The 12333-nt window shown below is 63.0% G+C and carries 14 protein-coding genes; 13 read left to right on the forward strand and 1 reads right to left on the reverse strand.

The genetic code is table 11. The features are described from left to right. The first annotated feature begins 55 nt into the window (after positions 1 to 55). From accD to DIR46_RS20470, 7 genes are all read left to right on the forward strand, one after another. Positions 56 to 928: an acetyl-CoA carboxylase, carboxyltransferase subunit beta gene (gene accD, locus DIR46_RS20440; RefSeq protein WP_109346885.1), complete on the forward strand. Its 873-nt coding sequence runs from the start codon at positions 56 to 58 to the stop codon at positions 926 to 928. A gap of 79 nt (positions 929 to 1007) precedes the next feature. Further along, on the forward strand, positions 1008 to 2306 hold the full coding sequence (gene folC / locus DIR46_RS20445; protein ID WP_205289014.1) for a bifunctional tetrahydrofolate synthase/dihydrofolate synthase: 1299 nt from the start codon (positions 1008 to 1010) through the stop codon (positions 2304 to 2306). Between the two features lie 27 nt (positions 2307 to 2333). After that, positions 2334 to 3290, forward strand: coding sequence for an SPOR domain-containing protein (locus DIR46_RS20450; protein WP_109346886.1), 957 nt, complete (start codon positions 2334 to 2336; stop codon positions 3288 to 3290). Positions 3291 to 3305: 15 nt separating this feature from the next. Further along, complete coding sequence (locus tag DIR46_RS20455) at positions 3306 to 3794, forward strand: CvpA family protein (protein ID WP_109346887.1); 489 nt, start codon at positions 3306 to 3308, stop codon at positions 3792 to 3794. Positions 3795 to 3858: 64 nt separating this feature from the next. Next, positions 3859 to 5382: an amidophosphoribosyltransferase gene (gene purF / locus DIR46_RS20460; protein ID WP_109346888.1), complete on the forward strand. Its 1524-nt coding sequence runs from the start codon at positions 3859 to 3861 to the stop codon at positions 5380 to 5382. Between the two features lie 3 nt (positions 5383 to 5385). Beyond that, the gene (locus DIR46_RS20465) at positions 5386 to 6627 is read left to right on the forward strand and encodes a cystathionine gamma-synthase family protein (protein ID WP_109346889.1); all 1242 of its coding nucleotides are present in this window, start codon (positions 5386 to 5388) and stop codon (positions 6625 to 6627) included. Positions 6628 to 6747: 120 nt separating this feature from the next. After that, positions 6748 to 7464: a tetratricopeptide repeat protein gene (locus DIR46_RS20470; protein ID WP_109346890.1), complete on the forward strand. Its 717-nt coding sequence runs from the start codon at positions 6748 to 6750 to the stop codon at positions 7462 to 7464. Positions 7465 to 7617: 153 nt separating this feature from the next. Here the strand turns inward: DIR46_RS20470 and lexA are convergent, their stop codons facing one another. Continuing rightward, positions 7618 to 8259 carry a transcriptional repressor LexA gene (lexA, locus tag DIR46_RS20475; protein ID WP_109346891.1) on the reverse strand — a complete coding sequence of 214 codons (642 nt, stop codon included), beginning with the start codon at positions 8257 to 8259 and terminating at the stop codon, positions 7618 to 7620. A 283-nt stretch (positions 8260 to 8542) separates the two neighbouring features. Between lexA and rpsF the strand changes: the two genes are divergently transcribed. From rpsF to DIR46_RS20505, 6 genes are all read left to right on the forward strand, one after another. Continuing rightward, positions 8543 to 8935: a 30S ribosomal protein S6 gene (rpsF, locus tag DIR46_RS20480; RefSeq protein ID WP_005666068.1), complete on the forward strand. Its 393-nt coding sequence runs from the start codon at positions 8543 to 8545 to the stop codon at positions 8933 to 8935. A 50-nt stretch (positions 8936 to 8985) separates the two neighbouring features. Continuing rightward, positions 8986 to 9282, forward strand: a complete 297-nt coding sequence (gene priB, locus DIR46_RS20485; protein WP_109346892.1) for a primosomal replication protein N — start codon at positions 8986 to 8988, stop codon at positions 9280 to 9282. 30 nt (positions 9283 to 9312) lie between these two features. Next, the gene (rpsR, locus tag DIR46_RS20490) at positions 9313 to 9603 is read left to right on the forward strand and encodes a 30S ribosomal protein S18 (RefSeq protein ID WP_005666071.1); all 291 of its coding nucleotides are present in this window, start codon (positions 9313 to 9315) and stop codon (positions 9601 to 9603) included. Between the two features lie 31 nt (positions 9604 to 9634). Beyond that, positions 9635 to 10087 carry a 50S ribosomal protein L9 gene (gene rplI / locus DIR46_RS20495; protein WP_109346893.1) on the forward strand — a complete coding sequence of 151 codons (453 nt, stop codon included), beginning with the start codon at positions 9635 to 9637 and terminating at the stop codon, positions 10085 to 10087. A gap of 109 nt (positions 10088 to 10196) precedes the next feature. Further along, on the forward strand, positions 10197 to 11594 hold the full coding sequence (locus DIR46_RS20500) for a replicative DNA helicase (RefSeq protein WP_370659947.1): 1398 nt from the start codon (positions 10197 to 10199) through the stop codon (positions 11592 to 11594). Between the two features lie 91 nt (positions 11595 to 11685). Further along, a complete protein-coding gene (locus tag DIR46_RS20505; protein ID WP_005666076.1) occupies positions 11686 to 12312 on the forward strand; it encodes a DUF47 domain-containing protein in 627 nt (208 codons plus the stop codon). Positions 12313 to 12333 lie beyond the last annotated feature (21 nt).

Raw genomic sequence — 12333 nt, forward strand, 5'->3', positions numbered from 1 at the left:
CCGGCCGAGCGGCTACACTACGCCTCTTCAAAAGATTCGCCGCAAAGGAGAGAACATGAGTTGGTTGGAAAAGCTGCTGCCCCCTCGGATCCAGCGCTCCGATGCCGCAAACCGCAAGACCATGCCGGAAGGCCTCTGGGTCAAGTGCCCGTCGTGCGAGTCGGTGCTGTACCGTGCGGACATCGAGTCCAATCTGCACGTGTGCCCGAAGTGCGACCACCATATGCGCATCCGCGCCCGCGACCGCCTCGACGCGCTGCTCGATGAAGGCGGCCGCTACGATATCGGCCAGGAGACCCTGCCGGTCGATACGTTGAAATTCAAAGATAGCAAGAAGTATCCGGACCGCCTGAAGGCGGCCATGGAGGCCACCGGCGAAACCGATGCGCTGATCGTGCAGGGCGGTTCGATCATGAGCCTGCCGGTCGTCGTCGCCGCCTTCGAATTCGAATTCATGGGCGGCTCGATGGGTTCCGTCGTCGGTGAGCGTTTCGTGCGCGGCGCGCAGGTGGCGCTCGAACAGAAAGTGCCGTTCATTTGCATTACCGCCACCGGCGGCGCCCGCATGCAGGAAGGCTTGCTGTCGCTGATGCAGATGGCCAAGACCACCGCCATGCTGACCAAGCTGTCCGAAAAGAAGCTGCCGTTTATTAGCGTGCTGACCGACCCGACCATGGGCGGCGTCTCGGCCTCGTTCGCCTTCATGGGCGACGTCGTCATCGCCGAACCGAAGGCCCTGATCGGCTTCGCCGGCCCGCGCGTGATCGAGAACACCGTGCGCGAGAAATTGCCAGAAGGCTTCCAGCGCGCCGAGTTCCTGGTCACCAAGGGCGCCGTCGACATGATCGTCGACCGCCGCAAGATGCGCGAAGAAATCGCGCGCCTGCTGGCCCTGCTGCAAAACCAGGCGACCGAAGTCCTGGCCTGATAGACACAAGGGCGACTTCGGTCGCCCTTTCAGCTTGTGCGCCCACGCAGGGCAGCCGAGCACATCGATTGTATCCACCATGTCCCCACTTCCCACCACCTTGCCCGATTGGCTGGCCCTGCTCGAGTCGCGCCATGCCGAAACCCATATCGACATGGGCCTGGACCGCGTGCGCGCCGTCAAGGAGCGCTTGCAGCTGGCCTTCGATTGCCCGGTGATCATGGTCGCCGGCACCAATGGCAAGGGTTCCACGTGCGCGATGCTCGAATCGGTGCTGCTGCAGTCGGGCTACCGCGTCGGCCTCTACATCAAGCCGCACTTCCTCGACTTCAACGAGCGCGCCCGCATCAATGGCGAGATGGCGTCCGATGAGGCGCTCGTGGACGCCTTCAACGCCGTCGAAGCCGCCCGCGCCGCGACCGACCTGACGTATTTCGAGTTCACCACCCTGGCCATCGCCCACCTGATCTCGAAGAGCGGCGTCGACGTCGCCATCCTCGAAGTCGGCCTGGGCGGACGGCTGGATGCGGTCAACGTCATCGACGCCGACGTCTCCATCGTCACCAGCATCGACATCGACCACACGTCCTACCTCGGCGACACGCGGGAAAAAATCGGCTTCGAAAAGGCCGGCATCTTCCGCACGGGCAAGCCGGCGATCTGCAGCGACCCGGTGCCGCCGCAATCGCTGATCGACCACGCCGAGAAGATCGGCGCCGACCTGTGGCTGCTCGGCCGCGATTTCAACTACCAGGGCGACCAGCAGCAGTGGAGCTATGGCGGTCGCAGCCAGCGCCGCAACTCGCTGGCCTATCCGGCCCTGCGCGGCGCCAACCAGCTGCTCAACGCCTCGGCCGCGCTGGCCGCGCTCGAGGCGCTGCGAATGCAACTGCCGTGCGGCGCCCAGGAAACCCGCGCCGGCCTGGCCCTGGTCGAGCTGCCGGGCCGTTTCCAGGTGCTGCCGGGCCGTCCGACCCAGGTGCTGGACGTCGCCCACAATCCCCATGCCGCCGCCACCCTGGCCCAGAACCTGGGCAATATGGGCTTCCACCGTTTCACGTATGCCGTGTTCGGCATCATGGAAGACAAGGACATCGACGCCGTCATCGCGCCGATGGCCGGCGTGATCGATCACTGGTGCGTCACGGGGCTCGATTCGCCGCGCTCGGCACAGCCGGAAGCGCTGGCCGACAAGCTGCGCGAACTGAAGCCGACCGGCGCCAAGGATGACGATTTTTCTGTGAGTAATTTCGCAACGCCGGCCGAGGCCTATGCGAATGCGCTGAGCCGGGCAGGGGAGAATGATAGAATTGTGGTCTTTGGCTCTTTCTACACGGTTGCAGGCGTCATGGCGGCCCGTAAATCGAGTCTTCACTGACCTTCTTCACCTGATTACCTGAACCACATGGGCTTGTTCTCGTTCGGCAATAAAAACAAGCAAGAAACTGTCCGGGACAGCGGGCACTTCGTCAAGGACGACGATGCCGCTTATACCGAGCGCGCCCGTTCCAAGCGCGCAAGCTCCTCAGGCGAGGCGGGCCGCCGCACCAGCCGCGGCGATCCGATCCTGCCCGAGAAAAAGCGCGCCCGCCGCCGCCTGGTCGGCGCCATCGCGCTGGTCCTGGCCGCCGTCGTCGCGCTGCCGATGCTGCTCGATTCCGAACCCAAGCCCCTGGCCACCGACATCGCCATCCACATCCCGGACAAAGACAAGGCGGCCCCGCTGCCCGTGCCGTCCGAGCAGGTGGCGCCAATGGCCAGCGTCGACAGCGACGAAGAGATCGTCGAGCCAGTCGAGGCGCCACCGGCCGCCAGCCCCGCCAGCAACGCGCCCGTGACCGCCCCGGCGGCCAGCGATCCGCCGCCGATGCGCATGCTGGAGCAGGCCGAGCCGCCGAAACCGGAACCCAAGTCCGAACCGGTCAAGCCGAAGCCCGAGCCGAAGCCCGAGCCGGTGAAGCCCGAACCAAAGCCGGAACCCAAGCGGGAACCGACGCCCGAGAAGAAACCCGAGCCGGCGAAGAAGCCTGTCGAGACGCATCCGAAGGCCGAGCAGGTCGTCAAGCCCGCGTCGAAGGACGACGCCGCGCGCGCCATGGCCATCTTGGAAGGCAAGGCGGCCGAGCCACAGAAGGCGCAAGGCCCGGCGCCGCGCTTCGTGGTGCAGGTCGCCGCCCTGGCCAGCCAGGAAAAGGTCACGGAATTGCAGGCGCGCCTGCGCGGCGCCGGCATCGCGTCGTTCACCCAGAAATCGGGCGAGCTGATCCGAGTGCGGATCGGTCCGTTCAGCAAGGAAGAAGCCGAGAAAACGCGCGCCAAGCTGGGCGGCATCGGCCTGTCCGGCACCATGGTACCCCTCTGATTCTGTCCGACAAGCGTGACGATTTTCGATTACCTGGTGCTGTTCGTGCTGATCGCCTCCGTCGTCATCAGCACCTTGCGCGGCCTGGTCAAGGAAATCCTGTCGCTGCTGGGCTGGATTGTCGCTTTCGTGGTGGCCAATGCCTATGGCGCCGGGCTCGCGCCCTTGCTGCCGGAAGTGATTCCCGGCGACACGGCGCGCCTGATCGTCGCCTTCATCGTGCTGTTCCTGGGCGTGCGTATCCTGATGGGCCTGCTGTCGCTCGCGATCGGGGCCCTGGTGGAAGCCACTGGCCTCTCGCTCGCGGACCGCGGCCTTGGCGGCTTGTTTGGATTGGCGCGCGGCATTGTAATCGTGCTGGCCGGCGTCATATTGTGTGGGATGACGGACATTCCGAAGCAGGCATTCTGGCAACAGGCCCTGTTGTCGCCGATTGCCGAGACCGGCGCCCGTACCGTCAAGCCCTTCCTGCCGGCTGCCATGGCGCAGCACGTGAACTTTTGACCAGCATTCCTCAGTCGTAGAACTTTTTTCTGTAATCAAGCACTCAAGCTTTTAGGAGCACACCATGTGTGGCATCGTCGGCGTCGTCTCTCACTCTCCCGTCAACCAGTTGCTGTATGACGCATTGCTGCTGCTGCAGCACCGCGGCCAGGATGCGGCGGGGATTGCGACCAATCACAGCAGCATGTTCTCGATGTTCAAGGCCAACGGCCTGGTCCGGGACGTGTTCCGCACCCGTAATATGCGTTCGCTGCAGGGCAATACCGGTATCGGCCACTGCCGCTACCCGACCGCCGGCTCGTCGAGCGAGGAAGAGGCGCAGCCGTTCTACGTCAACGCACCGTTCGGCATCACGCTGGCCCACAACGGCAACCTGACCAACCAGGCCCAGCTGAAGGACGAGCTGTTCCGTAACGACCGCCGCCACATCAACACCGATTCCGACTCGGAAGTGCTGCTCAACGTTCTGGCGCACGAAATCCAGGAAGCGGCCGACGGCTACTCGCTCGACGCCGACGCCGTCTTCAAGGCGGTCGCCGCCGTGCACCGCCGCGTGCGCGGCGCCTATGCCGTCGTCGCCCAGATCGCCGGCCACGGCATGCTGGCCTTCCGCGACCCGTTCGGCATCCGTCCGCTGTGCCTGGGCATCAACGAGACCGAGCAGGGCAACGAATACCTGGTGGCCAGCGAATCGGTTGCGCTGGAAGGCCTGGGCTTCCGTTTCGTGCGCGACATCGCGCCGGGCGAGGCGGTCTTCATCGACGAAAACAACAAGCTGCACGAGCGCCAGTGCGCCGAGAATCCGTCGCTCAACCCGTGCGCCTTCGAATTCGTCTACTTGGCCCGACCCGATTCCGTGATCGACGGCGCCTCGGTGTACGCCACCCGCCTGCGCATGGGTGAATACCTGGCCGACAAGGTGAGCAAGGAGATCCCGGTCGACGAGATCGACGTGGTGATGCCGATCCCCGATTCCTCGCGTCCGGCCGCGATCCAGCTGGCGATGAAACTGGGCGTCGAGTACCGCGAAGGCTTCATCAAGAACCGCTACATCGGCCGGACGTTCATCATGCCGGGTCAGGGCATGCGCAAGAAATCGGTGCGCCAGAAACTGAACGCCATCAGCTCCGAGTTCAAGGACAAGAACGTGCTGCTGGTCGACGATTCGATCGTGCGCGGCACCACCAGCCGCGAGATCGTGCAGATGGCGCGCGAAGCCGGCGCCCGCAAGGTGTTCTTCGCCTCGGCCGCGCCACCGGTGCTGTACCCGAACGTGTACGGCATCGACATGCCGACCCGCGACGAGCTGATCGCCCACGGCCGCACCGTCGACGAGGTGTGCCGCGAGATCACGGCCGACCGCGTGGTGTACCAGGACGTCGACGCGCTCAAGCGCGCGATCTCGGACGTCAATCCCGAGCTGAAGAACTTCGAGGCCTCGTGCTTCGACGGCGTCTACATCACCGGCGACGTGACGCCCGAGTACCTGGACCGCCAGGAATCGGCGCGCCACAATCCGAAGGCGAAGGACGTCGAGGACAAGGTGCGCACCCAGCTCAACCTGAACCCGCCGGTGGCCGCCGAGTAAACCATGTCGGACAAGCAAAGCTACGGCTTCACCACCACCATCCTGCACAACGATCGCCGCAAGACGATCGAGCACGGTTCGCTGCACAAGCCGGTGCATACCTCGGTCGCCTACGGCTATGCCGACGCACGCCAGCTGGCGTCGGTATTCCAGGGGAGGGAGCCGGGCTTTCGCTACGGCCGCCAGGGCAACCCGACGGTGTCGGCCCTGGAAGACAAGATCAGCAAGATGGAAGACGGCGTCGCCACCCTGTGCTTCGGCACCGGCATGGCGGCGATCGGCGCGCTGTTCCAGGCGCTCCTGAAAGCCGGCGACCACATCGTGTCGTCGAGCTTCCTGTTCGGCAATACCAACAGCCTGTGGCAGACGGTGGCGGGGCAGGGCGTCGACGTCGACTTCGTCGACGCTACCGACGTGGCCCAGGTGGAAGCGGCCTTGCGACCGAACACCCGCCTGGTGTTCGTGGAGACCATCGCCAATCCGCGCACGCAAGTGGCGGACCTGGCCCGCATCGGCGAACTGTGCCGCGCGCGCGGCATCCTGTACGTGGTCGACAACACGATGACCACGCCCTGGCTGTTCCGGCCGAAGCATGTGGGCGCCGGGCTGGTGGTCAATTCGCTGACCAAGTCGATCGGCGGCCACGGCATCGCCTTGGGCGGCGCGCTGACCGACACCGGCCTGTTCGACTGGGCCGCATATCCGAACATCGCCCAGAACTTCAGAAAGCAAGCGCCAGGTGCGCAAGGCATGGCCCAGCTGCGCGCCAAGGCGCTGCGCGACTTCGGCGCCGCGCTGGGGCCGGAAGCGGCGCACCACATCGCGGTCGGCGCCGAGACGCTGGCCCTGCGCATGGAGCGCACCTGCGCCAATGCGCTGGCGCTGGCGACGATGCTGGAGGCCGACGAGCGCGTCGCCGCCGTGCATTATCCGGGCCTGGCCTCGCACCCGCAGCATGCGATCGTCGAGGCGCTGTTCCGCGCCGGCGGCTCGCTGCTGAGCTTCGAGCTGAAGGACGACATCGATCCGTTCGACTATCTCAACCGTCTCAAGCTGGCGATCCCGGCCTCGAACCTGGGCGACAACCGCACCCTGGTGATTCCGGTGGCGCACACGATCTTCTTCGAGATGGGCCCCGAGCGGCGCGCCAGCATGGGGATCGCCGAAGGCTTGATCCGGGTGTCGGTGGGCATCGAGGACACCGATGACCTGGTCGGCGACTTCCGCCAGGCGCTGGATGCGTAAAGCGATGTAAAAGCTGTCATCACAGGGCCGGCGAATGCCGGCCCTGTCGTTTTTGCGGTTGAGCCCAGCCGTAAAACACGGCTATCATGGACTTTTACCAGCCAGCCTTACGGTATGCCCATGAAACGATTCCTGTCCTGCCTGTCCCTTTCGGTCTCTGTCGCGTTCAGTAGCGCCGCATTCGCCGGCGAACTCGAGGATGCCAACGCCCTGTTCGAGAAAAAAGACTATGCGGGCGCGCTCAAGCTTTACACCAAGCTGGCCAATGCCGGCAATCCACAGGCCCAGCAGCAATTGGGCCAGATGTACTGGTATGGCGAGGCCGGCGCGATCGATGAGGCGAAGGCGAAGGAATGGTTTGAAAAGTCGGCCGCCAAGGGCAACAAGGTCGCCGCCGACTCGCTCGTGATCATGCAGCAGCGCATCGATCGCCGCGCCGAGATCGACTACTGGATCAAGGGCTACGATGGCGCCGACCTGCAGTCGGGCGAGTACCGCTGCCCGTCGCCGCGTATTCCGGCGGTGTCGAAGATCAATGAAGAGATCGAGCGCGTGAACAAGGCCGTGACCGGCTGGCAGGATTGCTACAACAAGATGGTGACCAACCTCAACGAACAGTCGCCGCTGACCAGGCGCATCCCGCCCGACATCGCCAAGCTGATGAACAAGCAGGAAACCGAGGCCTCGACCGCCTATCTGGAGCGGGTGCGCCAGAACATCGCCGAGGGAGCGAAAGTCAATTCGAAGATGGTATTGGCCGATTTCGCCGCATGGCGCAGCGCGACCGAAGCGTTTGTCGACCAGCATAATGCGGTGGTCAACAAGGCCAAGCAGTAAGGCGACATCTGCTGGAAGATACGTCGTTCCCGCGCAGGCGGGAACCTGAGTTGCTCGCGTTAACGCTGCGTCAGATCGTCTTGGCAGCGCTGAGGACTTGGGTCCCCGCCTTCGCGGGGATGACATGGTAGTGGTGCTAAGTTCTACAGAGGATCAATTCCAGCTGCGCATCAGCCCGACCGCCAGGCCCTCGAGCGCGAACTCTTCGTCGGGCGTGACTTCGATGACCTTGAAGTCGGGGTTCTCGGGCAGCAGTTCGACCAGGTCGCCCGTCTTGCGGTAGCGCTTGACGGTGACTTCCTCGCCCAGGCGGGCGACGACGATCTGGCCGTTCTTGGCGCTGTCGATCTTCTTGACCGCCAAAAAGTCGCCATCCATGATGCCGGCGTCGCGCATCGACCAGCCTTTTACCTTGAGCAAAAAGTCGGGCCGCGCCGCGAACATCGCGGTGTCGACGTTATAGGTGGCTTCGACGTGTTCCTGGGCCAGGATCGGATTGCCGGCGGCGACGCGGCCGACCAGCGGCAGCGACATCATCGACGGTGGCATCATCGGCAACTGCGGCGGAATCTGCTCGACGCTGGCGCCGACCAGGCGGATGCCGCGCGAGGTGCCCGGCGAAATCTCGATCGCGCCCTTGCGCGCCAGGGCTTGCAGGTGTTCTTCGGCCGCATTGGCCGAGCGGAAGCCCAGTTCGGCCGCGATTTCGGCCCGGGTCGGAGGGAAACCCGTGTTCTCGATCGCTTCCTTGATCAGGTTGAGGATCTGTTCTTGCCTTGCAGTGAGCTTGAGCATAAATGTCTTGCGAAACGGGTTGGTAGAGATAGACTGTATTTTTGTACAGTATTCTGCTATACGCAAGGGCTATACACGAAAAAGCGCGAAAAAAGCGCGCGTATCGCAAAAAATACGCTTTTCGCAAGCGTAAATGTCGAGTGAGCCAGGCGCCTGGGTGAGCCTCTTGACAGCCAAGTTCCCTTTTTACCCATTTCACGCTATACTAGCTGGCTGTTCCCTTCCCACACTCGTCTTGACGCCGAGGTGGGCATTTATGTAAAACGTCCTCAAGGAGTAATGCATGCGTCATTATGAAATCGTTTTTATCGTCCATCCGGACCAGAGCGAGCAAGTCCCGGCGATGATCGAGCGTTACAAGACCACGGTGACCAGCCGCGGCGGTAACATCCATCGCGTGGAAGACTGGGGCCGCCGCCAGATGGCTTACCAGATCCAGAAGCTGCCAAAAGCGCACTACATCTGCCTGAACATCGAATGCGACAACGAGACCCTGGTCGAGCTGGAAACCGCATTCAAGTTCAATGATGCCGTTCTGCGTCATCTGACCGTCAAGATGAAGAAAGCAGAAACCGCACCGTCGCCGATGATGAAATCGGTGCAGCGCGAAGATGCAGCCAAGAGCCACCGTGCAGAAGCAGCCGCTCCTGCAGCTGCCCCGGCCGCCGCTGCCTAAGATTTTTTCCAGGAATTCGTAGACACCGTAGCAGAAGAACCGGGTAGAAGTTGGGCGAAAATCAGCTCCAGCTCGTGGCGACCATCGCCGAGCGTGACGTACTGCGCTACACCCCGGCCGGCGTGCCGATCGTTTCAGCCGTCCTGATGCACAGTTCGCATCAGCGGGAGGCGGGGATCGATCGCCTGGTCGAGTTCGAAGTCCCCGCGTTCGCCGCGGGCGAGATTTCGGGCAGGTTCGGCAGTGCCGAGCTCGGCGCCAGCTACCGCTTCAACGGATTCCTTGCACGAAAAAATCGCAACAGCAAAGCCCTGGTGTTTCACATCATTGATTTCAGTGCCGCCTAGTTCGGCAATTTAGATATACAGGAGCCTCAAATGGCATTCGGTAAAAAGTTCGACAAAAACAAAGCTAAAGAAAAACTCAAGCGCAAACAGCAGAACCCGCTGTTCAAGCGCAAGAAGTTCTGCCGCTTCACCGCCGCTGGCGTTGAGCAGGTTGACTACAAAGACGTCGACACCCTGAAGGACTTCGTCCAGGAAAACGGCAAGATCATGCCAGCACGTCTGACCGGCACCAAGGCGCACTACCAGCGTCAGGTCGACACCGCCATCAAGCGCGCCCGCTACCTGGCGCTGCTGCCGTACACCGACCTGCACCACGGTTAATCGGTTACGTCAGCTATCCTGGAGATAAAACATGCAAATCATTCTGTTGGAAAAAGTCATCAACGTCGGCAACCTGGGCGACGTCGTCAAAGTCAAGGACGGTTACGCACGTAACTTCCTGATCCCACAAAAGATGGCCCGCCGCGCTACCGCCGGCGCCGTCGCCGAGTTCGAAGCCAAGCGCGCCGAACTGGAAAAAGCAGCCGCCGAGAAACTGGCAGCCGCCCAAGCCCAAGGCGACAAGCTGAGCGGCCTGACCGTCACCATCGGCCAGAAGGCCGGCGTCGACGGCCGTCTGTTCGGTTCGGTCACCAACGCCGACATCGCTGAAGCGCTGACCAAGCAAGGCTTCCCGGTCGAAAAAGCTGCCGTTCGCCTGCCGACCGGCCCGCTGAAGACCACCGGCGAATTCCCGGTTGCAGTCGCCCTGCACACCGACGTCGTGTCGGAAATCACCATCGCTGTCGTGGGCGAAGCTGCCTGAGCGAATGCTGAACTGAAGTAAAAGCAGTGCACAAAAAAGCCGGGTTCTCCCGGCTTTTTTGCTTTTGAAACTCACCAATTATGACAGCCGTGTGACAGGAGAAGGTATAATGCCGCCCATGAACGCAGCACCCTCAGACCCGCAGATCGAAGCCCTGCGCATCCCCCCGCATTCCATCGAAGCAGAGCAGTCCGTCATCGGCGGCCTGCTGCGCGATAACGCCGCCTGGGACCGCATCGCCGACTTCATGCACGCGGAAGACTTCTACCGTTACGATCACCGCATCATCTTCGAACAGATGGTCCGCCTGATCAATGCCGGCAAGCCGGCCGACGTGATCACGGTCTATGAAGCCTGCAACCAGCTCGGCAAGGCCGAGGAAGTGGGTGGCCTGCAATACCTGAACGCCATGGCGCAGAACACGCCGTCGGCGGCCAACATCCGCCGCTACGCCGAGATCGTGCGCGACCGCGGCATCCTGCGCCAGCTGATCACCGTCGCCGACGAGATTTCCGGCAATGCCTTCAATCCGCAGGGCAAGGAAGTCAAGCAGATGCTCGACGAGGCCGAGTCGCGGATCTTCGCCATCGCCGAGCAGGGCGCCCGCGGCGCCCAGGGCTGGCTGGCGGTGCAGCCGCTGCTGACCCAGGTGGTCGAGCGCATCGACGAACTGTACTCGCGCGAGAACCAGGGCGAGATCACCGGCGTGCCGACCGGCTTCATCGACCTCGACCGCATGACGTCCGGCCTGCAGCCGGGCGACCTCGTCATCGTCGCCGGCCGTCCGTCGATGGGCAAGACCGCGTTCTCGGTGAATATCGGCGAGAACGTCGCGATCGAGGCCGGCCTGCCGGTCGCCGTGTTCTCGATGGAGATGGGCGGCGCCCAGCTGGCCATGCGTATGCTCGGCTCGGTCGGCCAGCTCGACCAGCACCGCCTGCGTACCGGCCGCCTGAACGACGAGGACTGGCCGCGCCTGACGCACGCCATCCAGAAGATGAACGACGCCCAGCTGTACATCGACGAAACGCCCGCCCTGAACCCGATCGAGATGCGCGCGCGGGCACGACGCCTGGCGCGCCAGTGCGGCAAGCTCGGGCTGATCATCGTCGACTACCTGCAGCTGATGCAGGGTTCCAAGCCGGGCGACAACCGCGCGTCCGAGATCTCCGAGATCTCGCGCTCGCTGAAAGGCCTGGCGAAAGAGCTGCAGTGCCCCGTGATCGCGCTGTCGCAGCTGAACCGCTCGCTGGAACAACGCCCCAACAAGCGTCCCGTGATGTCCGACTTGCGCGAATCCGGCGCTATCGAACAGGATGCGGACGTGATCATCTTCCTGTACCGCGACGAAGTCTACAACCCGGATTCGCCCGACAAGGGCACCGCCGAGATCATCATCGGCAAGCAGCGTAACGGTCCGATCGGCGCGATTCGCCTCACCTGGATCGGCCAGTACACCAAGTTTGGCAACTACAGCGGTAACCTCGCCGTCTATCAGGGCGACTAAGCCGCATACCGCGGCCCGCCTCACGCCGCACACCATGCCGTCGCTTTTCCCGGAGCGGCGGCAATCCCGAGAGAAAAACGGAGAAGAAACAATGTTTGGACGCTTTTTGCCTAAAGAAGGCAATTTCTTTGAACTGTTCAACCAGCACGCCGCCTTGTGCGTGAAGGGTGCCCATGAAATGGTCGGCCTGATGACCAATTTCGACGATCTGGAAACCCGCACCCATGCGGTCGAAACGATCGAAAAGCAGGCCGACAAGATCACCTACGCCACGGTCGACCTGCTGCACAAGACCTTCATCACTCCGCTCGACCGCGACGACATCCACAAGCTGATCACGCGCATGGACGACATCCTGGACATGATGGAAGACGCGGCCCAGACCGTGTCGCTGTATGACCTGCATGCGGTCACGCCGGAGGCGAAACGCCTGGCCGAGCTGTGCCTGTCGTGCTGCCTGAAGGTGCAGGAAGCGGTCTCGATGCTGCACGATATGGACAACGCGCCGAAGATCGTCGCCATCTGCGAAGAAATCGACCGCTTCGAATCGGATGCCGACCACGTGATGCGCGCCGCCATGTCCAAGCTGTTCCGCGACGAACCGGACGTGCGCAACCTGATCAAGATGAAGGCGATCTACGAGATCCTGGAAACCGTTACCGACCGCTGCGAAGACGTGGCCAACATCATCGAAGGCATCATCGTCGAGAACGCGTAAGCGCCTTCGAACCGGTAACGA

This window comes from Massilia oculi (assembly GCF_003143515.1).
GTDB lineage: Bacteria > Pseudomonadota > Gammaproteobacteria > Burkholderiales > Burkholderiaceae_D > Telluria > Telluria oculi.